The sequence below is a fragment of the Curtobacterium guangdongense genome, assembly GCF_049341845.1.
Taxonomy (GTDB): Bacteria; Actinomycetota; Actinomycetes; order Actinomycetales; family Microbacteriaceae; genus Curtobacterium; species Curtobacterium guangdongense.
The window spans coordinates 135,485-161,751 of the sequence record NZ_JBMPIT010000002.1 but is presented as its reverse complement, the minus strand read 5'-3'; the positions used below and the strand labels follow the sequence as shown (position 1 = coordinate 161,751).

At 71.9% G+C, this 26,267-nt stretch carries 23 protein-coding genes and 1 tRNA gene; 19 read left to right on the top strand and 5 right to left on the bottom strand.

Annotated features, from left to right (window positions below):
• Window positions 1-25: 25 nt before the first annotated feature.
• Window positions 26-298 carry a DUF4031 domain-containing protein gene (locus tag ACO0E1_RS03195; protein ID WP_422872865.1) on the bottom strand — a complete coding sequence of 91 codons (273 nt, stop codon included), beginning with the start codon at window positions 296-298 and terminating at the stop codon, window positions 26-28.
• A gap of 171 nt (window positions 299-469) precedes the next feature.
• Here ACO0E1_RS03195 and rplU point away from each other — a divergent pair, with 171 nt between their 5' ends.
• From rplU to ACO0E1_RS03120, 15 genes are all read left to right on the top strand, one after another.
• On the top strand, window positions 470-778 hold the full coding sequence (gene rplU / locus ACO0E1_RS03190; protein WP_281267383.1) for a 50S ribosomal protein L21: 309 nt from the start codon (window positions 470-472) through the stop codon (window positions 776-778).
• A gap of 12 nt (window positions 779-790) precedes the next feature.
• Window positions 791-1,042 (top strand): 50S ribosomal protein L27, encoded by a 252-nt coding sequence (gene rpmA / locus ACO0E1_RS03185; protein WP_071298800.1) that lies wholly within the window; start codon window positions 791-793, stop codon window positions 1,040-1,042.
• Window positions 1,043-1,167: 125 nt separating this feature from the next.
• On the top strand, window positions 1,168-2,688 hold the full coding sequence (obgE, locus tag ACO0E1_RS03180) for a GTPase ObgE (RefSeq protein ID WP_422872864.1): 1,521 nt from the start codon (window positions 1,168-1,170) through the stop codon (window positions 2,686-2,688).
• 7 nt (window positions 2,689-2,695) lie between these two features.
• Window positions 2,696-3,514, top strand: a complete 819-nt coding sequence (gene proB, locus ACO0E1_RS03175) for a glutamate 5-kinase (RefSeq protein ID WP_422872863.1) — start codon at window positions 2,696-2,698, stop codon at window positions 3,512-3,514.
• A 132-nt stretch (window positions 3,515-3,646) separates the two neighbouring features.
• On the top strand, window positions 3,647-4,912 hold the full coding sequence (locus tag ACO0E1_RS03170) for a glutamate-5-semialdehyde dehydrogenase (protein WP_422872862.1): 1,266 nt from the start codon (window positions 3,647-3,649) through the stop codon (window positions 4,910-4,912).
• Window positions 4,913-4,953: 41 nt separating this feature from the next.
• Window positions 4,954-5,154, top strand: coding sequence for a hypothetical protein (locus ACO0E1_RS03165; RefSeq protein WP_422872861.1), 201 nt, complete (start codon window positions 4,954-4,956; stop codon window positions 5,152-5,154).
• Window positions 5,155-5,165: 11 nt separating this feature from the next.
• A complete protein-coding gene (nadD, locus tag ACO0E1_RS03160; RefSeq protein WP_281267388.1) occupies window positions 5,166-5,765 on the top strand; it encodes a nicotinate-nucleotide adenylyltransferase in 600 nt (199 codons plus the stop codon).
• Complete coding sequence (locus ACO0E1_RS03155; RefSeq protein ID WP_422872860.1) at window positions 5,762-7,189, top strand: hypothetical protein; 1,428 nt, start codon at window positions 5,762-5,764, stop codon at window positions 7,187-7,189. Before nadD ends, ACO0E1_RS03155 begins: the two co-directional genes overlap by 4 nt.
• 98 nt (window positions 7,190-7,287) lie before the next feature.
• Window positions 7,288-7,662, top strand: coding sequence for a ribosome silencing factor (gene rsfS / locus ACO0E1_RS03150; RefSeq protein ID WP_422872859.1), 375 nt, complete (start codon window positions 7,288-7,290; stop codon window positions 7,660-7,662).
• Window positions 7,663-7,774: 112 nt separating this feature from the next.
• Window positions 7,775-7,850, top strand: a tRNA-Ala gene (locus tag ACO0E1_RS03145).
• A 70-nt stretch (window positions 7,851-7,920) separates the two neighbouring features.
• Window positions 7,921-8,844, top strand: coding sequence for an aldose 1-epimerase family protein (locus ACO0E1_RS03140; protein ID WP_422872858.1), 924 nt, complete (start codon window positions 7,921-7,923; stop codon window positions 8,842-8,844).
• Window positions 8,823-10,352 (top strand): anthranilate synthase component I family protein, encoded by a 1,530-nt coding sequence (locus ACO0E1_RS03135; RefSeq protein ID WP_422872857.1) that lies wholly within the window; start codon window positions 8,823-8,825, stop codon window positions 10,350-10,352. The genes ACO0E1_RS03140 and ACO0E1_RS03135 overlap by 22 nt, the downstream gene beginning before the upstream one ends.
• Before the next feature lie 254 nt (window positions 10,353-10,606).
• On the top strand, window positions 10,607-11,254 hold the full coding sequence (locus ACO0E1_RS03130; protein WP_422872856.1) for a hypothetical protein: 648 nt from the start codon (window positions 10,607-10,609) through the stop codon (window positions 11,252-11,254).
• Complete coding sequence (locus tag ACO0E1_RS03125; protein ID WP_479723421.1) at window positions 11,251-12,870, top strand: DNA polymerase Y family protein; 1,620 nt, start codon at window positions 11,251-11,253, stop codon at window positions 12,868-12,870. The genes ACO0E1_RS03130 and ACO0E1_RS03125 overlap by 4 nt, the downstream gene beginning before the upstream one ends.
• A gap of 13 nt (window positions 12,871-12,883) precedes the next feature.
• A complete protein-coding gene (locus ACO0E1_RS03120; RefSeq protein ID WP_422872855.1) occupies window positions 12,884-16,294 on the top strand; it encodes an error-prone DNA polymerase in 3,411 nt (1,136 codons plus the stop codon).
• A 58-nt stretch (window positions 16,295-16,352) separates the two neighbouring features.
• Here ACO0E1_RS03120 and ACO0E1_RS03115 read toward each other — a convergent pair whose 3' ends face one another.
• Window positions 16,353-17,822: a sensor histidine kinase gene (locus ACO0E1_RS03115; protein ID WP_422872854.1), complete on the bottom strand. Its 1,470-nt coding sequence runs from the start codon at window positions 17,820-17,822 to the stop codon at window positions 16,353-16,355.
• A 20-nt stretch (window positions 17,823-17,842) separates the two neighbouring features.
• The gene (locus tag ACO0E1_RS03110) at window positions 17,843-18,520 is read right to left on the bottom strand and encodes a response regulator transcription factor (RefSeq protein ID WP_402729252.1); all 678 of its coding nucleotides are present in this window, start codon (window positions 18,518-18,520) and stop codon (window positions 17,843-17,845) included.
• Between the two features lie 194 nt (window positions 18,521-18,714).
• Between ACO0E1_RS03110 and ACO0E1_RS03105 the strand changes: the two genes are divergently transcribed.
• Complete coding sequence (locus ACO0E1_RS03105; protein ID WP_422872853.1) at window positions 18,715-19,023, top strand: hypothetical protein; 309 nt, start codon at window positions 18,715-18,717, stop codon at window positions 19,021-19,023.
• 152 nt (window positions 19,024-19,175) lie between these two features.
• Here the strand turns inward: ACO0E1_RS03105 and ACO0E1_RS03100 are convergent, their stop codons facing one another.
• Window positions 19,176-20,264, bottom strand: a complete 1,089-nt coding sequence (locus ACO0E1_RS03100) for an FUSC family protein (protein WP_422872852.1) — start codon at window positions 20,262-20,264, stop codon at window positions 19,176-19,178.
• Window positions 20,265-20,332: 68 nt separating this feature from the next.
• Here ACO0E1_RS03100 and ACO0E1_RS03095 point away from each other — a divergent pair, with 68 nt between their 5' ends.
• Together ACO0E1_RS03095 and ACO0E1_RS03090 are read left to right on the top strand one after the other, a co-directional pair.
• Window positions 20,333-21,589, top strand: a complete 1,257-nt coding sequence (locus ACO0E1_RS03095) for an aminoglycoside phosphotransferase family protein (protein ID WP_422872851.1) — start codon at window positions 20,333-20,335, stop codon at window positions 21,587-21,589.
• A 525-nt stretch (window positions 21,590-22,114) separates the two neighbouring features.
• Window positions 22,115-24,241 carry a DEAD/DEAH box helicase gene (locus tag ACO0E1_RS03090; protein WP_422872850.1) on the top strand — a complete coding sequence of 709 codons (2,127 nt, stop codon included), beginning with the start codon at window positions 22,115-22,117 and terminating at the stop codon, window positions 24,239-24,241.
• Window positions 24,242-24,387: 146 nt separating this feature from the next.
• On the opposite strand, the gene ACO0E1_RS03085 is transcribed toward ACO0E1_RS03090, so the two are convergent.
• Entirely contained in the window at window positions 24,388-24,660 is a 273-nt protein-coding gene (locus ACO0E1_RS03085; RefSeq protein ID WP_422872849.1) for a glutaredoxin domain-containing protein, read from the bottom strand.
• Between the two features lie 59 nt (window positions 24,661-24,719).
• Here ACO0E1_RS03085 and ACO0E1_RS03080 point away from each other — a divergent pair, with 59 nt between their 5' ends.
• Window positions 24,720-26,249: a CYTH domain-containing protein gene (locus ACO0E1_RS03080; protein WP_422872848.1), complete on the top strand. Its 1,530-nt coding sequence runs from the start codon at window positions 24,720-24,722 to the stop codon at window positions 26,247-26,249.
• The last annotated feature ends 18 nt before the right edge of the window (window positions 26,250-26,267 follow it).

Sequence of the window (26,267 nt, the reverse complement as noted above, 5' to 3'; positions counted from 1 at the left end):
CTCCAGGCCGGCGCGCCAGCGCGGTCTAGAAGACGCGCTTGTCCCGCTGCGCGACCCGCAGCCCGCTCTTGATGAGCCGCAGCACCAGCTCGCGGCCGGTGACGGGCGTCGCTCCGAGCGCCACGAGTTCGTCGTACCGCGCGAGCGGCACGTCGTAGTGGTCGTGGTCGAACGCACGCCGCGGAACACCTGCCCGTGCAGCGAACTCGTGGAGTTCCGCGTACGATAGGTCACTGACGAGGTGCGACCACACGGTTTCGTGTGCGGGCCACGTCGGTGGGTCGATCAACACGGTCACTCCGACAGACTACGTGTGTCGCCGTTTGACCGGACCCATGGCCATCGAGTATTCTCGATCCCTGGTGTCAACGGGCGGTTCTGCCTGTGTCGTCGATCCCCAGTCCGACTGGGCAGATCGCGCCTGGGCACCCGAGACTTCCCTCAAGCAGAGTTACGTAAGGATTTCCACGTGGTTTACGCAGTAGTGCGCGCCGGCGGCCGTCAGGAGAAGGTCGAGGTCGGCACGATCCTCACCATCGATCGCGCCAAGGCCGATGACAAGGGCAACATCGAGCTCGCGCCCGTGCTCCTCGTGGACGGTGACAACATCACCTCCGCCGCGACCGACCTGGCCAAGGTGACCGTGACCGCCGAGGTGCTCGAGGACCTCCGCGGCAAGAAGGTCGTCATCCAGAAGTTCAAGAACAAGACCGGGTACAAGAAGCGCCAGGGTTTCCGCGCTGAGCTGACCCGCGTCAAGATCACCAAGATCGCGTAAGGGAGTCTCCTCATGGCACACAAGAAGGGTGCGAGTTCCACTCGCAACGGTCGCGACTCGAACGCACAGCGCCTCGGCGTGAAGCGCTTCGGTGGCGAGGTCGTCAACGCCGGCGAGATCATCGTCCGCCAGCGCGGCACGCACTTCCACCCGGGCGCCAACGTCGGCCGCGGTGGCGACGACACGCTGTTCGCCCTGGCCGCCGGCTCGGTCGAGTTCGGCACCAAGGGTGGCCGCAAGGTCATCAACATCGTCAACGCGTAGTACCCACTACAAGCGCTGCTGACGACATCGTCCCCGCGTGAGCGGACGACGACGCAAGTCTCAGGAGGAGGGGCAGGCCGAGTGCCTGCCCCTCCTTCCCATTTCTACGAAAGTGTGAACAACCGATGGCGACGTTCGTCGACGACGTGATCCTGCACCTCAGCGCGGGGAACGGCGGCAACGGCTGCGTGTCCGTTCGTCGCGAGAAGTTCAAGCCGCTGGCCGGGCCCGACGGTGGGAACGGCGGCGACGGCGGCGACATCGTCCTCGTGGCCGACCCGCAGGTGACGACGCTGCTCGGGTACCACCGCTCACCGCATCGCTCCAGCCGCAACGGGCAGCCGGGCATGGGCGACATGCGCAGCGGCATCTCCGGCGAGGTCCTCGAGCTGCCCGTGCCCGTCGGCACCGTCGTCTTCGAGGAGAACGGCGACCTGCTCGCCGACATGACCGAGCCCGGGATGCGCGTCGTCGTGGCCCAGGGCGGTCAGGGTGGCCTCGGCAACGCCGCACTCGCGACGACGAAGCGCAAGGCGCCGGGGTTCGCGCTCCTCGGGACCGAGGGGGAGTCCTGCGACGTCCGGCTCGAGCTCAAGACGATCGCCGACGTCGCACTCGTCGGGTACCCGAGTGCCGGCAAGTCCTCGCTCATCGCCGCGGTGTCCGCCGCGAAGCCGAAGATCGCGGACTACCCGTTCACGACCCTCACCCCGAACCTCGGGGTCGTCGAGTCCGGTGAGGTCCGCTTCACCGTCGCCGACGTCCCCGGCCTGATCGAAGGCGCGTCGGAGGGCAAGGGCCTCGGCCTGGAGTTCCTCCGCCACGTGGAGCGCTGCGAGGTGCTCCTGCACGTCATCGACTGTGCCACGCTCGACCCCGGTCGCGACCCGATCAGCGACCTCGACGTGCTCCTCGGCGAGCTCGAGCGCTACCCGGTGCCCGAGGGACAGGTCCCGCTCGCCGAACGCCCCCAGCTCGTCGCGCTCAACAAGGTCGACGTGCCCGACGCCGCGGAGCTCGCTGCATTCGTCACGCCCGAACTCGAAGCGCGCGGCTACCGCGTCTTCTCGATCTCGACCGCGTCGCACCAGGGTCTCCGCGAGCTGACGTTCGCCCTCGCCGACATCGTCGAGCAGGCCAGGGCCACCGCCTCGGCCGAGCCGGTCCAGGAGCGCATCGTCATCCGCCCGAGGGCCGTCGACGCCAAGGGTGGCTTCACCGTCCGGGCCGAGGGCGGCGAGGAGCACCGCTTCTACCGCGTCCGCGGCACGAAGCCGGAGCGCTGGATCCAGCAGACCGACTTCACCAACGAAGAGGCGATCGGCTACCTGGCCGACCGGCTCGCGAAGCTCGGTGTCGAAGACGGCCTCTTCAAGGCCGGAGCCGTCGCCGGGTCCACCGTCGTCATCGGTGGCGAGGGCGGGATGATCTTCGACTGGGAGCCGACGCTCACGTCGACCGCCGAGCTCATCACGAGCGCCCGTGGAACGGATGCCCGTGTCGACATGAACATGCGTCCGACCCGCAACCAGCGCCGCGAGGAGTACTTCGAGCGCATGGACGCCAAGGCCGCCGCCCGCGCCGAGCTCGAGTCGGAGCGCAAGTCCGGGCTGTGGGCGGACGAGGACCCTGCGGACGAGGACTGACCAGCACATGACCGACACGACCGACCAGACCGCCTTCGGCCCCGTCACGTCGCGCGAGGACATCCCGCGCGCTCGACGGATCGTGGTCAAGGTCGGGTCGTCGTCGGTCAGCGGTCCGAACACCGGGCAGATCGGTGCGCTCGTCGACGCCCTCGCCGCGGCGTACGGACGGGGCACCGAGGTGGTGCTCGTGTCATCGGGTGCGATCGCGACGGGCTTCCCGTTCCTCGGGCTCGAGGGGCGTCCCGAGGACCTCGCCACCCAGCAGGCAGCTGCGGCGACCGGGCAGAACGTGCTCATGTTCCGGTACCAGCAGCAGCTCGACCGGCACGGTGTCGTCGCGGCGCAGATCCTCCTCACCGCGGGTGACCTGCAGAACCCGACCCACCGTGTGAACGCGCAGCGGGCCATCGACCGGTTGCTGGCGCTCCGGGTGCTGCCGATCGTCAACGAGAACGACACCGTGGCCACCCACGAGATCCGCTTCGGCGACAACGACCGTCTCGCAGCCCTCGTCGCACGGCTGCTCGGCGCGGACGCCCTCGTGCTGCTCTCCGACATCGAGGCGCTGTACACGCGGCCCCCCGAGCAGCCCGGTGCCGAGCGGATCGACGAGGTCCCCTTCGGCGACGAGCTCGCCGGGGTCACGTTCGGGTCCGTCGGCGCGGCGGGCGTCGGCACCGGGGGAGCGGGGACGAAGGTCGCCGCCGCCCGGCTCGCAGCGGAGGCCGGGACGAGTGTCCTGGTCACCGACACCGCGCTGGTCGCGCAGGCGCTGGCCGGCGAGCACGTGGGCACCTGGTTCCACGCGGCGCCGCGTCCCTGAGTCGGTCCGGACACCCGGACTGGAGGCTCGGCTCGACCGGTCCCGTCGGCTCGCGTCCGCCGTCATCGCGGCCGGCGTCCGCCGTCATCCCGTCCGCCGTCATCGGGCGCGGGCCCGACCTACAATCGAGCCATGTCGTTGACCGCACCCGCACCGACCCTCTCGGACAAGCTCGTCGCGTCCCGCGCAGCGGCGGCGTCGCTGGCGACCGCCACCACTGCGGTGAAGGACGCGGCGCTCCGCGCGATCGCCGTCGCGGTCCGTGCCGCGACCGACGAGATCGTCGCGGCGAACCACGGAGACCTGGTCGCCGGTGAGGAATCCGGCCTGACCGGCGGGCTGCTCGACCGGCTGCGACTCGACCCGGCCCGCATCGAGGCCCTCGCGGCGGCGGTCGAACACGTCGTCGGACTCACCGACCCGGTCGGGCAGTCGGTCCGGGGCTCGGTGCTGCCGAACGGGCTGCAGCTGACGCAGGTGCGCGTGCCGTTCGGCGTCGTCGGCGCGATCTACGAAGCGCGTCCCAACGTCACCGTGGACATCGCGAGCCTGGCGTTGAAGAGCGGCAACGCCGTCGTCCTGCGGGGCGGATCCGCGGCGCAGCGCACCAACGCCGTGCTCGTCGCGCGCATCCAGGACGCCGTGGAGTCGGTCGGGTTGCCGCGCGACCTCGTGCAGACCATCGACGAGTTCGGGCGGCAGGGTGCCACGGAGCTGATGCGCGCCCGTGGGCTCGTCGACGTCCTCATCCCGCGGGGGAGCGCCTCGCTCATCCAGACGGTCGTGACCGAATCGCAGGTGCCGGTGATCGAGACCGGTGCCGGTGTCGTGCACGTCTACCTGGACGAGTCCGCACCGCTCGAACGGTCGGTGGACATCGTCCTCAACAGCAAGGTGCAGCGTCCGAGCGTGTGCAACGCGCTCGAGACCCTGCTCGTCCACCGAGGTGCGGCGGAACGCCTCCTGCCGACCCTCGCGGGCCGGCTGCGCGCGGCGGGGGTGACCCTGCGCGGCGACGAGGAGACCCGTGCGATCGTTCCCGGTGTGCTCCGGGCGACGGACGTCGACTGGGCGACGGAGTCGATGGACCTCGACCTCTCGATCCGGGTCGTGCCCGACGTCGACGGCGCGATGGCGCACATCGCGAAGTGGTCGACGCACCACACCGAGTCGATCGTGACGAACGACGTCGACACCGCCGAGCGGTTCATCGCGGCCGTCGACTCCGCCGTGGTGATGGTGAACGCGTCGACACGGTTCACCGACGGCGGGGAGTTCGGCTTCGGCGCCGAGGTGGGCATCTCGACGCAGAAGCTGCACGCCCGCGGGCCGATGGGGCTGCCGGAACTGACGAGCACGAAGTGGGTCGTGCGCGGACAGGGTCAGATCCGCGGCTAGACTGGTCCGCAGTCTTCCTCGACCGATCGGAGCACCGCAGCATGACCCTCCTCGCAGAAGCCGCCGAGCACGCCTCGTCGGTCCCAGCGTTCATCTTCCCGGTCGTGGCCGCAGCGTTCTTCACGCTCCTCGGGTTCGTCACGTGGTCCTTCCGTGACGTCGCGTACCGTCACTCGAACAAGTTCGAGGCCACCCGCACGCACGAGACCGGTGTGGACGAGTTCGGCCACACCAAGATCTGACGCGCTGCTCGATGCTCGAGAGCTCGGGGCGGCCCCGCATCGGTGTGATGGGTGGCACGTTCGACCCCATCCACCACGGCCACCTCGTGGCCGCGTCCGAGGTCGCCAAGTCGTTCGACCTCGACGAGGTCGTCTTCGTCCCCACGGGACAGCCCTACATGAAGTCGGGCGTGACCGACGCCGAACACCGGTACCTGATGACGGTCATCGCGACCGCGTCCAACCCGATGTTCACGGTGAGCCGCGTGGACATCGACCGACCGGGCCCGACCTACACGGTCGACACGCTCCGCGACCTGCACGACCAGCGGCCCGATGCACAGCTCGTCTTCATCTCCGGCGCAGACGCCGTCCAGCAGATTGTCGACTGGAAAGACCATGATGGCCTCTGGGACCTCGCGCACTTCGTCGCCGTGACCCGCCCGGGGCACAACTTGAGCATCACCGGATTGCCCGAACGCGACGTAAGCTTGCTCGAAGTCCCCGCGCTGGCAATATCGTCGACCGACTGCCGCGACCGGGTGAGACGCGGAAACCCCGTGTGGTACTTGGTCCCCGACGGTGTCGTCCAGTACATCACCAAGCACCATCTGTATCGGAGCGTTGCATGAGTCCGTCCGACGCGCAGCCGCCACTGTCGCGGCGCCAGGCGCGCGAGCGTGAGCGCGCGGCGAACGCCGGCGCGCAGCCCGTGACCCCGCCCCCGACCGTGGCTTCGGAGCCCGTCTCCTCGGAGACCGCTCCCGCGGACGCGCCGACGTCCGCCGACGCGGGTCGTCGTCGCCCGGGGTCGCACGTCGCACCCGCGGCCGCCGCACCCGTCCAGGCGCCGTCTTCTTCCTCGATCCCGCCGCAGCCGACAGCCGGGGTCCCGTCGCCACCACCCGCGTCCGCGACGGAGATCGTGCCGGGCACCGGCGGACTGACCCGTCGTCAGATCCGCCAGATGCGTGCGGCCGAGGGGCAGGGCGTCCGTCCCGTCCCGCTGCAGAACCCCACGCCGCAGTCCTCCGACCGCACCGTGCAGGACGTCTTGGGGACCGTCGGTTCCCTGTCGCCCGACGAGCGCGCGGCAGCACCGACCGCTCCGTCCGGGTTCGCCGGGTCGAGCGCGCCGGTCGCACCCGTCCCGAACGACGAGCCCGAGGCCGTCCCGGAGTCGTCCGGTCCGACCCAGCTCGACCCGGCCGCCGTCGAGCAGGCCACCTCCGCCGACGGTTCGCCCGACGACCTCGAACCCCTCGAGGAGGCCGCGGCGCACGCCGAGGAGCCCCGGCGCCACCGCTCGACGTGGGCACCGCAGGCGGACGCCGACGAGGTCCCCGGGGAACAGCCCGTCGATGACGTCGTCGCTCCGGCGGACGGGCAGCCGGCTGCCTCGACCCCCGGCGTCTTCCCGCTCTCGCTCGACGCCGACGACGACGACACCAACGAGGTCCCGATCCAGACGCCCGAGGCGCAGGACGGATCACCCTCGGACGACGTCTCCACGACGGCCGCCGCTGGCTCCGCGTTCCGTCGCCCGGTCGAGCCGAAGCCCGTCACCACCGCGTTCGAGGCGCCGACGGGGCACTGGTCCACCCAGGCGCACGACTCGCACGACGCCGAGGTGCACGACGAGGAGACCGGCACCCGCCGTGTCGCCGAGACCCGCACCAACGCGCTGATCCTGCCGAACTCGGCCCTCGCGGACCCGACCGGTGCGCTGAACGCCACCGGCGAGGTCATCCTCACCGGCTCGATCGACCTGCCGGCGTCCCTGTCCTCGACCGGGTCGCACCGGCCGATCGACGGCGCCGAGGTCGACCGCCTGCTCGACCAGCACGACGAGCAGCCCGAGACCGACGCCAGCCCCGTCCGGGCGAGCCGTGCGGTGTCGAGCCACACGTCGACCCGCCAGGTGGTGCTCGCCGCCGCGAAGCCGAAGGAGTCGCGCACGCCGCTCATCCTCGGCATCACGGTGAGCGCTGTCGGCGTGGCCGCAGCGGCCGTGATCATCGTCGCCCTCGTGACGACGAACTTCTTCGGGTCCTGACGTCCACCGTCGGGTACCCACCCTCGCCGCCGTCGGTGGTGTGACCTATGATCGTGTCCCATCCGGCGGAAGTGTCGGATGACAACCGGAAGGACTCCGTGACCGCCTCTCCTCGCGCACTGGAACTCGTACAGATCGCCGCCGGCGCCGCTGACGCCAAGCAGGCAGACGACCTCGTCGCGCTCGACGTGACCGGCCCCCTGCAGCTCACCGACGTGTTCCTCCTGGCCACCGGGCGCAACGAGCGCAACGTGATGGCCATCGCGGACGAGGTCGAGGACCGGATGCTCCAGTCCGGCGCGAAGACCCTGCGTCGGGAAGGCCGGAGCGAGGGCCGCTGGGTCCTCATCGACTTCGGGGACGTCGTCGTGCACGTCTTCCACGAAGAAGACCGTCAGTACTACTCGCTCGAGCGCCTCTGGTCGGACTGCCCGACCATCCCGCTCGAGATCCCGGCCGAGCACACGGCGTAGTACCCCGACGCGCCCGGGGTCCTGCTCCGATTTCGTGCCCCGGGTCGCGCATGGTGTACGCTTCACTGGTGCCTCCGGGAAGTCGGAGACACGATCTGGGAAGTACACATCTGGGTCTGTGGCGCAGCTGGTAGCGCACCTGCATGGCATGCAGGGGGTCAGGGGTTCGAGTCCCCTCAGATCCACCACCGAAGCCCCGTTCTCCACAGGAGAGCGGGGCTTCTTCGTTGTGTTCTGCGCTCCCACTACGCTGATCGCATGAGCAACGACGCCCCGCTGTCCGGTTCGCAGCTGACCATCTCGGCCGCCGGCTACACCGCCGAGATCGCGACGGTGGGGGCGACCCTCCGCTCGTTCCAGCACCGCGGCCGCGACCTGGTCGTGCCGTTCGCCGCCGACGAGGTCCGTCCGGTCTTCCGTGGCGCCGTGCTCGCGCCGTGGCCGAACCGGGTCGTCGACGGCCGCTACACCTTCGACGGGCAGGAGCACGAGCTGGCCCTGTCCGAGCCCGCACGCGGGCACGCACTGCACGGCCTCGTCGGCTGGACCGACTTCGCCGTCGCACTCCACGAACCGGACCGGGTCGTCCTGATGACGACGATCGCGCCGCAGGCCGGGTACCCGTTCCGCGTCGTGGTCCACGTCGAGTACCGGCTCGACGCCGGGGGACTGCGCACGACGATCACGGGGAAGAACACCGGGGACGACCGCGCACCGTGGGGGACCGGTCCGCACCCGTACCTCCACGCGGGCGAGGGGACCGTGGACGACTGGACGCTGACGCTGCCGGCGGCCGAGGCCCTCGAGGTCACCGAGGACCGGCTGATCCCGACGGCGCTCGTCCCCGTGCACGACGAGTTCGACCTCAGGACCCCGACCGCGATCGGCCCGCGGTTCGTCGACCACGCCTTCACCGGATTCGACCGCGACGCCGACGGCACCGCGACGATCGCGCTGACCGCCGCGGACGGACACGGCGTCCGGGTGACGTTCGGCCGGGAGTGCCCGTGGGTCCAGGTGCACACCGCCGACCACGTCGTCCCCGAGTACCACCGTGCCGGTCTCGCCGTCGAGCCGATGACCGGTGCGCCCGACGCCTTCAACGCGGGCACCGAGCGCGGGCTCGTCGTGCTCGATCCCGGCGCCGCACACTCCGCCGCATGGACGATCGCCGCGATCTGACCCCGGGGGCCGGTTCCCCGCGCATCGAGATCCGGCAGCTCGACGGCGTCGACCCGGTGTCGTTCGTCGGCACGCTCGGGGGAGACGTCGTCTGGCTGGACTCCTCGTTGCCCGCCGGGGCGCCGGACAGCGCGCGGGACCGGGCACGCTGGTCGGTCCTCGCGCCGTGTGACGGTGTGTTCACCGCCCGGTTCCGGCACCAGGACCGGCGCGCGCAGCTCGACGTGTCCATGCCGCTCCTGGCATGGTTCGGCGCGTCCCGGTCCGAGGACCGTCCGGCCTTCGACGTCCTCGCGGACCTGCTCGCGCTGACGCCCCGATTCGCCGAACCGATCCCGGGGCTGGGGTTCGCGCTCGGGTGGGTCGGGTTCCTCGGCTACGAGCTCGGTCGGGAGTCCGGCGGTCCCGACCGCACCGCGGACGGACACGCGGACGCGGACCTGCGGTTCGTCGACCGCGCCGTCGTCGTCCGCGACGACGGTGCCGCATGGGCGCTCGCGCTCGTCGACGACGCGGAGCCGGACGCGTCGGCGGCGAACCGGGCATGGCTCGAGACGGTGGCGGACGGCGGACCGGCGGCCGACCTCGGGGACGCGCCCCCGAGCCTCCCGTCCGGTCCGGCGAGCGGCCGCGTGTCGCGCGCCGCCTACGAGACCGCGGTCGACGCGTGCCGCGCCGAGATCCGCGACGGCAACGCGTTCCAGGTCTGCCTCACCACCGCCTTCTCCGTCCCTGGCACCGGACGGGAGGCCCTGGCTGGGCCCGGTACGGATCTGCACCTGGTCGAGTACCTGCGGATGCGCGCGGCGGACCCCGTCCCGTTCGGTGCGTACCTGCGGCTCGGCCCGCTGCGCGTGGCCAGCAGGTCGCCGGAGCGGTTCCTGCGGATCGGCGCGGACGGCAGGGTGCTCGCCGAGCCGATCAAGGGGACCAGGCGGCGGCTGCCGGCCCCCGAGGCGGACCCTGCGGCAGATCTCGCGGTGCGCGACGAGCTCGCGGCGAGCGTCAAGGACCGCGCGGAGAACGTGATGATCGTCGACTTGCTGCGGAACGACCTGCTCCGGACGGCGGTGCCGGGATCGGTGCACGTCGATCGGCTGTGCGCGGTCGAGACGTACGCGAGCGTCCACCAGATGGTCTCGACGATCGGTGCCGTGTTGCCGGAGGGCGTGTCGCGGGCGGACGTGGTCCGTGCGGCCTTCCCGCCCGGCTCGATGACCGGTGCGCCGAAGACCAGCGCGATGGCGATCGCATCGCGGCTCGAAGGCGGGCCGCGCGGGGTGTACTCCGGGGCGATCGGGTACTTCTCGGCGAGCGGGTCGGTGGATCTGTCGGTGGTGATCCGCACACTGGTGACGGTGGTCGAGCGCGGGGGTGCGGTTCGGTCGCGGACGCTCGGTGCCGGGGGAGCGGTGACGTGGTCCTCGGTCGCCGGTGACGAGGCGGACGAGGTCGAGACGAAGACCCGGTCGGTGCTCGGCAGCATGGGGGTCGTCGCCGACTGGTGACCACCCCCCGCAGCGTTCGAATGCGTGTTCGAATCGTTGTCCACAGAATGTCGGTCCCGATTGACATCATCGAACACGTGTTCGAACATGATGGGATGCAGACGGCGACGGCACTCCGGTCGCCCGGGGCTCGTACAGCGCGTCCCGGGCGGGACGGTGCTGCGCGGGACGGTGCTGTGCGTGGGGCTGACCACATCGCTGATGCGCGGGCGGCGCTCGACCGGATCACGTCCCTGCGGTCGCGGGTCGCCGACATGGAAGCCACGCGTGTCGACACCGCTGGGCTCCCCACCGCCCCGGCGCTCGAGCCGCTGCTGCCCGGCGGGGCGATCCGGGTGGGCGGGACGTACGCGGTCCCGGAGTCCGTCCTGCTCGCGATGACCATGCTGCAGGCGGCGTCGGCCGCGGGGGCGTGGTGCGCCGTCGTGGGCGTGCCGTCCTTCGGTGTCGAGGCCGCAGCTGCCGCCGGCATCGATCTCGAACGACTCGTGCTCGTCCCCGACCCCGGCGACCAGTGGCTCGCGGTGACCTCCGCGATGGCCGACGTCGCGCAGATCGTGCTCACCCGCCCGCTCGGACGGGTGGTCCCGGGTGACGTCGCACGGCTCTCCGCGCGGCTGCGGCAGCGCGGCGCGGCACTGGTCGCGCTCGGCTCCTGGCCGGGGGCCGACGTCACGCTCCGGGTGACCTCGTCGTCGTGGAGCGGCATCGGGCAGGGGCACGGGCACCTGACGGAGCGGCGTGCCACCGTGACCGCGACCGGTCGTGCCGGTGCGGTGCGCCCGGTCAGCGCCGAGCTGCTGCTCCCGGCGGCGGACGGCGTCGTGCGGGCAGCGGTCCCGGCACCGGTGGCGCTCCCCGGCGACACGCGTGGCTTCCGCCCCGTGGCGGTGGCGTCGTGATCGGGCGCGGTCGGGTCCGTGCCGACGCGCTCGTCCGGGGCGCCGCGATGCCGGAGCCCCCACCCACCAGGACGATCGTGCTCTGGTGCCCGGACTGGCCGGTCATCGCCGCGGCCCGTGCAGCAGGGGTGCCGCCGGAACAGCCCTTCGCCGTGGTGTCGAAGGGGCAGGTCTTCGCGAGTTCTGCATCGGCCAGGCAGTCCGGCGTCGTGCGCGGACTCCGCGTGCGCGAAGCACAGGCGCGCTGCCCGGAACTCGTCGTGCAGCCCTACGACGAGGGCCTCGACCACCGTGCGTTCGAGCCGGTCATCCGTGCGGTCGAAGCGGCGGTCCCCGGGGTCGAGGTCCTGCGGCCGGGCACCGTCGCGCTGCGCTCCCGTGGCCCGGCGCGCTACTACGGCGGCGAGCGGGCGGCCGCGGCGACGCTCGCGGGCATCGCGGCGGACCACGGTGCCCCCGCGGTGCGTGCCGGGGTGGCGGACACACCGTTCGCGGCGGACCAGGCGGCACGTGCCCGGCCGGTCCGCCCGGGGGAGCGCGTCCGGATCGTGCCCGTCGGCGGCTCGGCCGAGTTCCTCGCCGACTTGCCGCTCGGTGTCCTCGGCGACGCCGACCTCGCGATGGTGCTCGGGCGGCTCGGCATCGCCACCCTCGGGGAGTTCGCCGCGTTCACCGACGAGCAGGTCCGCGACCGGTTCGGCGTCGCCGGCGCGTTCCTGCACCGGCTCGCGGGCGGACGCGACCCGCGGGAGATCTCGTCGCGGCCGGTCCCGCCCGAACTCCGGGTGGAAGCCGCGTTCGAGCCGCCGCTCGACCGTGCCGACCAGATCGCGTTCGCGTTCCGGCGGACGGCGGACGACTTCGCCGCCCGGCTCCGTGCCGCGGGACTCGTCGCGACGACCATCCGTGTCGGCATCGTCGACGAGCGGGACATCCTGCTCGACCGCACGTGGGCGCACCCGCGCTGGTTCGACGCCGCCGACGTGGTCGACCGGGTGCGCTGGCAGCTCGCCGGCGGGGTCGACCCGACCGGGCTCGAAGCCCCCGTGACCTCGGTCGTGCTCGAGCCGGTCGCGGTCGACGACATGGCGAACCACGAGCGCGGGCTGTGGGGATCGGGGCCGGACGAACGCGTGCACCACGGCCTCGCCCGTGTGCAGGGCATGGTCGGTCACGACGGTGTGGTGACGCCGCGGGTCGGTGGGGGCCGCACCCTGTCCGAGCGGGTCGTGCTCGTGCCGTGGGGCGATGCTCCCGCAGCCGACCTCGCGTCCGTCGCCGACCGTCCCTGGCCGGGCAAGCTGCCGGGGCCGCCGCCGGCGACGGTGCTCGAACGGCCGCGTCCGGTGGACGTGGTGGCGTCGGACGGCGGCAGCGTCGACGTCGACGACCGCGGGGTGCTCTCCGGAGCGCCGGAGCGGTTCCGCGCCGAGGCGGACCGCGGTGGCCGGTTCGCCCCGGTCACAGCGTGGGCGGGGCCATGGCCGCTCGTCGTGCGCTGGTGGGACGCCGGCGGACGGCGACTGCACCGGCTGCAGCTCGTCGACGCCGAGGGGCGCGCCTGGTATCTCGTGCTGGCGGACCACCGGTGGTGGGCGGAAGCGGTGGCGACGTGAGCGGGGGTGCCTGATGGGCTACAGCAACCCACCGATCCCGTGGTCGGAGTTCGAGCGTGCCCTGTCCGACAAGCGGAGCCCTGGTTCCACGAACGCCGGCGACGGCGGGGACAGCCCGGCGTGGTCCAGGAAGCGTGCGCCGTACGTGCCCGCGGAGCCGGCGCGGTCCGACGGGCCGCCCGCCGTGCCCTACGCCGAACTGCACGCGCACTCGACCTTCAGCTTCCTCGACGGCGCGAGCCAGCCGGAGCACCTCTTCGAAGAGGCCGCCCGGCTGCGCCTGCACGCCCTCGCGCTCACCGACCACGACGGCTTCTACGGCGCCGCCCGGATGGCAGAGGTGGCGGAGGCGTACCCGGCCGTCGGCACGGTGTACGGCACCGAGCTCTCCCTCGGGCTCACCGAACCGCAGAACGGCGTCCCCGACCCCGAGGGCTCCCACCTGCTGCTGCTCGCCGACGGCCAGGACGGCTACCACCGGCTCGCCGGCGCCGTGACGAGCGCGCACCTCGCTGCCGGCTCCGAGAAGGGGCGCCCACGGTACGACCTCGATGACCTCGCGTCCCGCGCTGACGGACACTGGCGGGTGCTCACCGGCTGCCGGAAGGGGACCGTGCGCCAGGCGCTCGAGCAGGGCGGGGAGTCGTCGGCGGAGACGGCGCTCCGCGTGCTCCTCGACCGCTTCGGGACCGGCAACGTCGTGGTGGAGCTGCTCGACCACGGCGACCCGCTCGACAGTGCCCGCAACGACGTCCTCGCCGCACTCGCCACCCGGTACGCGCTGCCGGTCGTGGCCACCGGCAACGTGCACTACGCCACCCCCGACCGCTTCCCGGTGGCCACCGCCCTCGCCGCGGTCCGGGCCCGGCGCAGTCTCGACGAGATCGACGGCTGGCTGCCGGCAGCCGACTCGGCGCACCTGCGATCCGGCGCCGAGATGGCCAGGCGGTTCGCCCGCTACCCCGGCGCCGTCGAGTACAGCGTGACGCTCGCCGACGAGCTCGGGTTCCGGCTGAAGACCGTCAAACCGGGGCTGCCAGACCTCGACGTGCCGGACGGCCACACGGCGATGTCGTGGTTGCGGGAACTCACCTGGGCCGGGGCTCGACGGCTGTACCCGGGCAGCGCGGACGGGGTCGACCCGCACAAGCGGCAGCGCATCGAACGCGAGCTGTCCGTGATCGAGGACAAGAACTTCCCCGGGTACTTCCTCATCGTCCGCGACATGGTGCAGTACGCCCGCGGACGGGGGATCCTCTGCCAGGGGCGCGGGTCGGCGGCGAACTCGGCGGTCTGCTACCTGCTCGAGATCACCGCGGTCGACTCGATCCGGTACGGGCTGCCGTTCGAGCGGTTCCTGTCGGCGATGCGCGACGAGGAGCCCGACATCGACGTCGACTTCGACTCCGACCGCCGCGAAGAGGTGATCCAGTACGTCTACGAGAAGTACGGCAGGTACAACGCCGCACAGGTGGCGAACGTGATCACCTACCGGCCGAAGGGCGCCGTGCGGGACATGGCGAAGGCACTCGGGCACAGCCCCGGCCAGCAGGACGCCTGGTCGAAGCAGGTCGAGCGGTGGGGATCGGTCACCGAGAGCGAGGACCACGACATCCCCCCGGCGGTCGTCGGGTTGGCGAGCGAGGTCCTGGGGTTCCCGCGGCACCTCGGCATCCACTCGGGCGGGATGGTGCTCACCGACCGTCCCGTGGGCGAGGTGGTGCCGATCGAGCACGCCAGGATGGACGGCCGAACGGTCCTGCAGTGGGACAAGGACGACTGCGCGTACATGGGCCTCGTGAAGTTCGACATGCTCGGGCTCGGCATGCTCGCGGCGCTGCAGTACTCGTTCGACCTGGCTGCCGAGCACTGCGGGGAGCGCTGGGAGATGCACTCCATCCCGAAGGAGGAGCAGGGCGTCTACGACCAGCTCTGCCGCGCGGACACGATCGGGGTGTTCCAGGTGGAGTCCCGCGCGCAGATGGGCACGCTGCCCCGGCTGCTCCCGAGACGGTTCTACGACCTCGTGATCGAGGTCGCGCTGGTCCGACCCGGGCCGATCCAGGGCGGTGCGGTGCACCCCTACATCCGTCGGCGCACCGGCGAGGAACCGATCACCTACCTGCATCCGGCACTCGAACCCGTGCTCGAACGCACCCTCGGCGTGCCGCTGTTCCAGGAGCAGCTCATGCAGATGGCGATCGCGGTCGGCAACTGCTCCGGGGACGACGCCGACCTGCTGCGCCGGGCGATGGGGTCCAAGCGCGGGCACGAGAAGATCGACCGGCTCCGCGACAAGCTCTACGCGGGGATGGCCGACAACGGCATCCACGGCGCCGACGCCGATGCGATCTACGCGAAGATCCAGGCGTTCGCGAACTTCGGGTTCGCGGAGAGCCACTCGATCAGCTTTGCGCTCATCGTCTACGCCAGCGCGTGGATGCGGCTGCACTACCCGGGGGCGTTCCTGGCGGCACTCCTCCGGGCGCAGCCGATGGGGTTCTACTCGCCGCAGACCCTCGTCGCCGACGCCAGGCGGCACGGGGTGACGGTACTCCGGCCGGACATCCTGCGCTCGGGCGTCGACGCGACGCTGGAGCCGACGGGGGAGCCGGCGCCGGAGACCGACGACGCGTGCCTCGATCCGGAGCAGGCACCCGTGCTGCCGTTCGACAAGGCGCTTCCCGACGACACGGCGAGACACCGCCGCGACGGTGCGTTCGCCGTGCGCCTCGGACTCGCCGAGGTCGCGTCGCTCGGACGGAAGAGCGCCGAGCGGATCGTCGCCGAGCGCGATGCACACGGACCGTTCGTCGACATGTCCGACCTCGCCCGCCGGGTCGGGTTGACCACCGCGCAGCTCGAGGCGCTCGCCGCCGCGGACGCGTTCGCACCGTTCGGGGTCGACCGCCGGGGTGGGATGTGGTCGGCGGCGCAGGCCGCTGCCGAGCGTGCCGACCAGCTGCCGGACACGCAGGTCGTCGTGCAACCGCCGCTGTTCGGGCAGATGACCAGCGGGGACGTCCTCATCGCGGACATGTGGTCGACGGGCATGACGACGGACGACCACCCCGTCCGGCACGTCCGCGACCGGCTGCGGGCGAAACGGGTGCTCAGCGTCGGGGACCTCGCCGCTGCGGAGACCGGGCGGCGGATCGAGGTGGGCGGGATCGTCACGCACCGGCAGCGCCCGGCGACGGCGTCCGGCATCACGTTCCTGAACGTCGAGGACGAGACCGGGCTGGTGAACGTGATCTGCAGCGTCGGGGTGTGGGGACGCTACCGACGAGTCGCCCGTGAGTCGCCGGCGGTGATCGTGCGGGGCATCCTCGAGCGGTCGCAGGACGGCGTGGTCAACGTGGTCGCTGACCGTATCGAGCACCTGCCGCTCGCGGTGCGCACCCGCTCCCGGGACTTCCAGTGAGTGGTGGGCCTGCGACGCGGGTGCCGGCGGCGCGAGGTGCCGTCGCGCACCCGACGGGTCAGCGCACCTCGGGGACGCGGATGGTGACCTCGAGACCACCGGAACGGACGTTGCGGAGGGATGCCGTGCCTCCCGCCTGTTCCGCGATCGCGCGCACGATCGCGAGCCCGAGGCCGGAGCCACCGGGCAGCGGGATGCCGCCCGTCGCCGGGTCCGGGTTCGGGCGGGACTTCCTGGCCTCGTCCGGGCGGGTGAAACGGTCGAACGCGACGGCGACGAAGGACTCGGGGACCCCTGGCCCGTCGTCGGTGACCTGGAGCTCGCCGAAGCCCGGTGTGCTCCGCCACGTCACCAGGATGCCGCCGCCGCGGGGCAGCGCCGCGACCGCGTTGCCGGCGATGTTCGTCACGAGCTGCGCCATCGCGCCGGTGTCGAGCCGGTACCGGGGCTCCACCGTGCCGCCGCCGATACCTGGGCCGGAGCCGCCGACGGAGACCGGGGCCTCGAGGTCGAAGTCGACGGTGATGTCCTTGGTGCCCGCGATCAGCCGGACGCGGTCGACGGCGGCCATCACCTCGTCGCCGAGGTCCGACCACGCGGTCAGCGTCTGGCGGTCCCCGTCCTCGGAGCGACGCTCGGACTCCTCGATGCGCGACAGCGTCAGGAGGTCGTTGGCCAGGCGGGACAGCCGTGCGACGTTGTTCTTCGCCCGCTCGATGTGCTCGGCGAGCGCGGGGGCGTCGTCGGCGTCGAGCGAGGCGAGGTCGAGCTGGGTGGTGAGGATCGCGAGGGGTGTCCGGAGTTCGTGGCTGGCGTCGGAGACCATCTGGCGCTCGCGCTCGGTCGCCTGCCTGGTCCGCGCGAGGAACGCGTTCAGGGTCGTCGCGAGCGATGCCAGTTCGTCCTGCGCCGGGCCGACCGGCAGCTCCGCACGTTCGGGGGCGACGGAGAGGCGCTCGGCCTCGCGGCGCATCCGGTTCACCGGGCGGAGAGCCGCCGTGGCGAGCGCCCACGACGCGACACCGAACGCGACGAGGATCGCCAGGCCGGTGATCGACAGGGTGGTGGTGAGGTCGTCGACGACGATCGACTCGGCCTGCGAGTTGCGCGCTGCGACGACGGTCCAGCGTCCGGCCTGGTTCACCGGGTGCTCGACGACGGCGCGGTACTCGGAGCCGCCGACGTCGATGACCGTCGTGCCGGCGCGCGTCGCGGTCAGGCTGCCGAGCGCCCGCTCGACGCGGGTCGGCATCGTGGAGAGCACGATGTCACCGGCGGGGGAGACGACGGCGACCAGCTGGAGGTTGCCCGGTGGGGACAGGTCGGGGCTGCTGTCGACCTCGAGCGTCGCCACGTACGGATCGGCGTCGGCGTCGAGCAACGTCCTGGTCGCCGAGGCGACCACGCTGACGACCTGGAAACGCATGACCAGGACGAGCAGCACGATGACGACCGCGGCGATCGCCGTCGAGCCGATCGTGATCCGCGACCGGAGCGAGAGCAGCCGGAGCGGCCTGACGAAGCGCATCGGTGTGGCGGGCCGGCCCGTCAGGAACCGAGCAGGTCGAGCCGGTAGCCGCGGCCACGCACGGTGGAGATCGCGACCGTCGCCTCGTGCGACGTGAGCTTCTTCCTGAGGTACGAGATGTACTGCTCGACGACGTTCGGGTCGACGTGCTGCGAGCCGTCCCAGACCTCTTCGAGGATCTTCGGGCGGTCGACCACGGTGCCGACGGAACGCGCGAGCAGACGCAGGAGCGCGAACTCGGTCGGGCTGACGGCGACGCGCTGGCCCTGGATGGAGACGCGGCGGGCCTCGGAGTCGATCGAGACGTCGCCGACCTCGATCGTCCGCGGTGCTCCGGTGGCCTCGCGCCGCCCGAGTGCTCGCAGTCGGGCGGTGAGCTCGGCGAAGGCGAACGGCTTCGTGAGGTAGTCGTCGGCACCGGCGTCGAGACCGAACACCCGGTCGTCGACGGCGTCGCGGGCGGTGACGAGCAGGATGCGGACGGGGTCCTCGCGTTCCCGGATCCGTCGAGCGAGCTCGAACCCGGACATGCCGGGCATCATCACGTCGACGACCGCGAGCTCGAATGCCTGCTCACCGAGCGCGATGAGCGCCTCGACACCGTTCTCGACCGCGGTGACGCGGTACCCCTCGGCAGCGAGACCGCGTTCCATGAGGGCGCGCATCTCGTCGTCGTCCTCGACCACCAACAACCGCATAGTGGACCTCCTGGGACCCATCGTGGCATCGAACCGGCGTTCACGGGCGGACCGACGTGCATCCCGACTGAATCTCGTCACAGTGAACACGGGGCATGGCCCACGATCGAGGGACGTGAGGACTGCTTGCGTCCTTGCTAGGCTCCCCGACCGGACGCCTGTACCCGACAGAACGTCCTGTCTCTGGGGGAGCCATGAACGACGAGCCGGACCACCCGGCCATCATCCGCCTGCGCACCGAGCTCGATGCCGCGTGGAAGGGGGTCGGGGCGCTGGGGCAGATGGACGACGGTCGCCGTGAGCGCATCGTCGCCGAGCTGCGCGCCTCCGTGCCCGACGTCGCCAGTCGGGCGGCGCGCGAGGCCGGTCAGGAGGCGGTGTTCGCCGAGATCTGCCGGTTCGCGGACGCCGAGGTGGTGGCGTCCGACCCCTCGGTGCCGACGCGCACGATCTGGGGCCAGATCGTGCACACCGCGGCAGAGGCGGCGATCGCGGCGCGCTGACGCTGACCGCGGGCCGGCCGGGCGGTGGGGCGTTCCGTGCGTAGGAAGCTGAATCGCGCGTAGGAAGTCGGAATTTCCGACCTCCTCCGCGCGAAAAGACCTCCTACGCGCGAATCGCCCCACCCCGGAACGCCCCGCACCCCGGGCGGCGGTCAGTCGTCCTCGCCGAGGAGCTCCTCGCGAACGCGGCGGATGTCCTCGAGCAACGCCCCGATGAGGATCCAGTGCCGGGAATTCGGCCGCACGACCTCGAGCGGCGCCGTCAGCGCGGGTTCGGCGGGGTCGTCGAACCCGTCGGCGCCGGACCCGGAGGCCGACGACGCCGACGACGAGGTCGCCGATGCCACGACGGCCGACTCGACCTGGGCGCCGAGCGCCCGGACGTCGGCCCCGATCCGGGCGACCTCCGTGGCGATCCGCCCCACCATCGGGTCGGCGCGGAGGTCCGGCGCGGTGTTGTCCTGGATCGCGCGGGTCATCCCGGTCACGCGGGTGACGAGCACGCGCAGGTGCTCCGTGACGACGACGTCGCGCTCGAGGATGGTGCGGTGCCGCCCACCGCGCGGGTTCATCGTCAGGGACTCCTGCGCGGAGGTCAGGGCCGCCTCGGCCTTGGCGTGCTGCTGTCGAAGGGACCGGGCACGGAGGAGCGCGTCGTGCCAGCGGTCGCGGTCCCAGTCCTCGGTGAGTCCGATCGCCACCCGCTCGAACGCCACCGCGGTGTCGCGGGCGAGCCGGGCGACGGCCAGGTGCGCGGGGCCGAGCAGGACCGGCGGCACGATGACGGCGTTCACGACGAGCGCGACCGCGGCACCGAGCACGGTCTCGAGGATCCGGTCGGCGGAGTAGTTCGGCGTGACGATCCCGGCGGTGAGCACGAGCATGCCGCTGATCGCGACCTGCGTGGCCGACGTCGGGGTCAGGCGCAGGGCCCAGGCGATGAGGATCGCGAGCACGATGACGAGCAGCACGACCCACACGGAGTCACCGAGTGCGAAGTGCAGCCCCGTGGCGAGCAGCACCCCGAGCACGACGCCGGCGCTCCGCTCGAGACCCTTCACGAAGGACTGGTTGATGCTCGGCTGCACGACGAGGAGTGCCGCGATCGCCGCGAAGGTCGGGAACGGTCCGTTGATGACGACCTGGCACAGCAACACCGCCGCCACGACCGCGACCGCCGTCTTGACGACCTGCAGGAACGGCGTGCGACTCGAGCTGCGGAGGCGCGCGACGGGGTTCACGACGACCACGGTAGCCACGCGCACGACGCCGAGCCGTGCACGAACGCGACGAAACCGTGCGGACCCTGTTGACTGATGTCGTGTGGCCCAATCACGAGCGAGTCATCCCGGAGGCATTCGTCGGCTCCGGGACCACCGTCGTGGCCGCACGCGCCCATTCGGTCGAGCCGTCCGGGAACGGGTACCTCTACGGCTACGAGGTCGACACCGTCGACCGGAACGGCCAGCGCGGGACCGTCCTGACGTACGTGGACACCGGCGGGACGCACGACCAGAACAGCGCGCTCGTCACGGATCCGACGACGGGTGAACCGGTCTCGGTGTGGGCGTACCCGAACGACCCCGGTCTGCCCGTCCTGCCGCAGGTGACCTACCGCGACGCCGTCGCCGAGCTCCTGACCACGCTCGGGATGCCGGTGACCAACCCGACCCTGACGGTGGCTGCCTACCGTCCCGGCAAGCGCGCCGTGGTCCGGGTCGACGCGCCGGAGGGCACGCTCTTCCTCAAGGTCGTCCGGCCGCACCGCGTCGCGCCGATCGTGAAGACCCACGAGCAGTTCGTGGCGGCGGGGCTCCCGGTGCCACGCGTGCTCTCGAGTCGCGGTGACGGCCTGCTCGTGCTCGAGCGGATCCGTGGCGTGCCGGCGGGCAGCAGGATCCTCGACATCGCCGACGACCCGCGCTTCGTCGCGTCGCTCGCCGCGCTCACCGGACGCATCGCGACGGTGCCGATGACCCAGCAGGCCCGTGCCGACGCCATGGACCACGCGGACTGGCACCGCAGGACCCTGGTCGCGGCCCTGCCGCAGGACGCACTGCAGATCGACGAGCTCTACGACGCGATCGGCCGCCGGTCGATCGGGTGGAACAACTCCGACAAGCAGGTCGTGCACGGCGACCTGCACCTCGAGCAGGTGTTCGTCGACGACGCCGAACCGTGGCGGATCTCCGGACTGCTCGACATCGACACGGCGGGGTGGGGTCACCCCGTCCGCGACATCGGCGCCGTGGTGGCGCACCTCGTCGTCACCGGGCTCTGGCACCGCTCCCGCGGCGACGCCGATCGCGGCGCCGCCGCTGAGCGGCTCGCCGACGCGATCGCCCGCGACTGGGCGACCCGCAACCCGGCAGGCGCCCAGCGGCTGGGACCGGCCATCGGTGCCCAGCTGCTGGCCCATGCCGGAGGGCAGGCGACCACGGGCTCCGCGAACGGCATCGCCACCGCGGAACAGCTGCTGGCGGCGACACGTGCCGCGCTCGCGGAACCGGCCCCGATCCTCCCGGCCGATCCAGCGGCTCGCCCGCGGTCCGCACCGCGCGTCTGAGACGCGCGTTCCGACCCATCGCGCCCGCAGTAGGAGGTCGAATCGCGCGTTGGCAGCCGAAAAGAACCGCCACCTATGCGCGATTCGGCCACCGACGTGCGTTTCGTCCCACGGTGGGCGGGGCGGGGCAGACGGGAGGCGCGACTCGCGCGGGGTGCGCCGACTCGCCTCCGTCGGTGGTCCGGGAGTAAACTGAGCGCGCACGCACCGCGTGCCCGCGCGTCGGGTCGATTCCGGACACGACGAGTCGGTCACTTGACCGACGTGGGCACCGGGTCCGCGACCGCCCTGGGACGACCCAGTCCTGCAGCGTCGCGTGCGTGCGACGGCGCCGGATCTCCGCGCAGACCGTCCCATCGACGAGGACTCCCACCCGGGTGTCCTCGACGGGAACGGTCGCACACACGTCGCGGGGATCGGCGGGCCACGGTGGCCCGTTGCCGGCATCGGTGCGACGGACGCACCGAGGAGACTTCCGCCCGCACGGGCGGCTCGCCCCGGTCTCGGGGTGGAACAGGAGGAGCCTTGGCTCGATCAGGCACGCGGCGTGCAGCCGGTGGGACGCGGACCGCGTCGCGCCGGACCCGGCCGCTCGACAACGACGGTGTCATCCCGGTGCTCGCCCGCGCCGTGCGCGAGGTCGAGGCGGCCGCGCAGCGCGGACCGCTGAAGGCGTCGAACCGCACGAAGTTCCAGGCGGTCGCGCTGCTCATGCGCGAGGAACGTGCCCGGGTGAAGGCGGACACGACCCTCACCGACGCGCAGCGCGCCGAGCAGATGAAGCGCCTCGACGGTGTCGCGCAGATCCTCGCGAAGACCGCAGCACGGGACACCAGCGTGATCCAGCTGCTCGCCGAAGAGGCATCGGTGTCGGAAGCGACGCGCACCGTGAAGCGGGACATGATGATCGCCGGCGGCGTCGAGATGCAGCCGGAGGACCTCGTCATCGCGGCGGAGCCCGCCTCGGTCGCCGTCGCGCAGGAACGCGCCGTCGTCCCGCAGGCGGTCGTGCAGCGCCAGCTCGCGAACCCGTTCCTGCCGCCGGACTTCGCCCTCGCCGACCAGCCCGTCGCGCACCCGCGACGTCTGGCGAACTGGGAGCTGTTCGGCCCGCTGTTCAAGTCGTTCGAGTACGGCGCCGGCGGGGGAGCGGCGACGATGCCGCTGCCCGAGCCGCCGACGCAGCACTCCGCATCGGGCACCACGCTCATGAAGCACCAGGCCGAGCTCATCGCCGCGGCAGCCGACGGGCACCGCACGTTCCTGCTCGCCGACGAGCCGGGTCTCGGGAAGACGGCGCAGTCGCTCCTCGCAGCCGAGGCCGCGAACGCGTTCCCGCTGCTCGTCGTGGTGCCGAACGTCGTCAAGACGAACTGGGCCCGCGAAGCAGAGCGCTGGGTGCCGAACCGTCGCGCCACGGTGATCCACGGTGACGGCGACGACCTCGACGGGTTCGCGGACATCGTCATCGTGAACTACGAGATCCTCGACCGGCACGTCGGCTGGCTCGGGGCCTTCGGGTTCAAGGGCATGGTCGTCGACGAGGCGCACTTCATCAAGAACAAGGACTCGCAGCGGTCGAAGTTCGTGCTGCAGCTCGCCGAGAAGATCCGCTCCAGGACCTCGTCGCCGCTCCTCATGGCCCTGACGGGGACGCCGCTCATCAACTCCGTCGAGGACTTCCGGACCATCTGGGAGTACCTCGGCTGGATCGACGACAAGAAGCCCCGCGCGAAGCTCATGAACGATCTCGAGGAGATCGGGCTCACCCCGGCCGACCCCGGCTTCTTCAGCGAGGCCCGTCGCGCCGTGATCGACATGGGCATCGTCCGACGCCGCAAGGTCGACGTCGCGGCGGACATCCCCGCCCGGCGCATCGCGGACATCCCGGTCGAGCTCGACGGCGAAGAGGGTCGGTCGATCCGGGACGCCGAGCGCGAGCTCACCGCGAAGCTCGTCCGCCGGTACCACCAGGCGCTCGACGCCCGCACCGGGCAGGACCCGGTCGTCGGCATCGACCACAAGCTCGTGCGGCAGGTCGCCCGCTGGGAGCTCGAGGACCAGGACGCCTCGTCGACCGGCGAGAACGTGTTCTCGATGGTCCGGCGGATCGGCCGCGCGAAGGCGCAGCTGGCAGCGGACTACGCGGCGCAGCTGGCGTCGAACGTCGGCAAGGTCGTGTTCTTCGCGAAGCACCTCGACGTGATGGACCAGGCGGAAGAGGTCTTCGCACGCCGGGGCCTCCGCACCGCCACCGTCCGCGGCGACCAGACGCCGGCGCAGCGCACGGCGGAGATCGACTCGTTCGTGAACGACCCCGACGTCGCCGTGATCGTCTGCTCGCTCACCGCGGCGGGTGTGGGGCTCAACCTGCAGGTCGCGTCGAACGTCGTCCTCGCCGAGCTCTCGTGGACCTCGGCCGAACAGACCCAGGCGATCGACCGCGTGCACCGCATCGGGCAGGAGGAGCCGGTCACCGCGTGGCGCATCATCGCGGCGCAGACGATCGACACCAAGATCGCGGACCTCATCGACAGCAAGGCGGGCCTGGCGGCGCGGGCGCTCGACGGCTCCGACGAGGAGGTCGTCGACTCCGGCGACATCCAACTCGACGCGATGGCGGCGCTGCTGACCGAGGCGCTCGGCGGCTAGGGCGCCGGGTCTCGCGCGGCGCGATTCGGACCCGCGCGGCGCGATTCGCTCCCGCACAACCGAAAGCCGTCCGCACCGCGTGAACTCGTGGTGCGGACGGCTTTCGGTTGTGCGAACGGCCGCGCGTTGCGGCTCGCCGGGACCGCTCAGATGCGGGACTGCACCTCGGCCAGGGACGGGTTCGTCGCGGTGCTGCCGTCGGGGAACACCAGCGTCGGCACGGTCTGGTTGCCGCCGTTCACCTCGGCGACGAGCTCGGCGGTGCCCGGGGTGGCCTCGATGTCGACCTCGCGGAACGGCACACCCGCCTTCGACATCTGGTTCTTCAGCCGTGCGCAGTAGCCGCACCAGGTCGTGGTGCACATCGTGACCGCGCCGGCTTCGGGCACGAACGCGTCGCGGGTGATCATCTCGCTCATGTCCACAGGCTAACCCGCGTGGTCCTCCGCACCCTGGACGGGCTGGTAGACAGGAGCGTGTGACGGACACGCACCTCGAGATCGAGCGCACGTACGACCTGCCAGACGGAGCCGAGCTCCCCGACCTCATCGGGGCAGGAGGGATCCTGCAGGTCGACCACCAGGACCCGTTCGAACTCGACGCCACGTACTGGGACACCGAGCGCTACGACCTCGTCGCCTCACGCGTGACGGTCCGCCGTCGCACCGGGGGGCCCGACGCCGGCTGGCACATCAAGCGGGCCGAGTCCGACACCGTGCGACACGAGCAGCACTTCCCCCTCACCGACGACGCCGACACCGTCCCCGAAGCCGTGCTCGCGGCGCTCTTCACCGAACGCCGGGGCCGTGGACTGCACCCCGTCGTGCGCATCACCACCACCCGGACCGTCACCCGTCTGCTCGACGAGGACGGTGACCAGGTCGCCGAACTCGCCGACGACCGGGTCAGCGCCCAGCGCCTCGACGCGGACGCACCCGCGGACCCGCGCACCTGGCGCGAGGTCGAGGTGGAGACCGTCGAGGGCGTCGACCCGCAGATCGCCCACGAGTTCCTCGGTTCGCTCGACGGCCGCTTCGCCGCCGTCGGGGCCGGCCCCGCCGCCGTCGCGTCCAAGCTGGCACGTGGGCTCGCAGGTGCACCGGCACCGCGCCTCCAGTCCGCGGACAAGCCGGAGAAGGGCACGACCGCACGCATCCTCACCAAGCGCCTGCGCAAGCTGCGTTCCGCACTGCTCAGCCAGGAGGCCCGGCTCCGCTCCGGCGACACGGCCGACCTCCGCCACGCGGCCGGGACGGCACTCGAGATCGCCGCGATCCTGGAGACGTACCGTTCCGCGTTCGCGCCGGGCGACGCGGGTGACCGCGCCGCCTCGGCGGCCGACGGCCTGGCGAACGTGACGGCGCGTGCGGCGCTCGCGGAGTACCTCATCGACCGGCTGCCCAGGGCGTCGACGCCGGCACAGGACGACCTCGTCGACGCGATGACGCGCGAGCGGATCCTCGCGTCGACGCGGGAACGGCGCGACCACGCGGTTCGCGACGTCGTGACGTTCCTGCACGGTGAGCCGTTCCTCGAGCTCCTCGACGCCCTCGACGACGCCGTGGAGCGTCCGGCGCCGACGCCGTGGGCGCTTCGTTCCCCGAAGCACGTCGCGCAGGACGTCACCGCCGTGGTGAAGCCCGAGGTCCGGGAGCTCGTGCGCGCGGCGGTCGCCGACGACGAGTCCGAGACCGCCGCCGAGCGTGAAGCAGCCGACCGGGCGACCACCGAGCGGGCGTGGCAGGGCACGATGCGCGCGCGGATGGCGATGGACGTGCTCGGGGACGACGCGTTCCCGCACGCACTCTGGAAGCGCATCGGTACCGCGGCGGACGTCCTCACGGAGCGCGTGCGGTCACTGCACGCCCTCGACGCGCTGCGGACGAACGCGGGCATCGCCGAGCGCGGTGGCGAGGGGACGTTCGGGTACGGCGTGCTCGCTGGAGACCGGGTCCGCCTTGCGGAGGAGTCCTACGACGAGGCGGTGCACGCGCTCAATCGCGTGTGAGCGCTGCGCGGGGCCGGT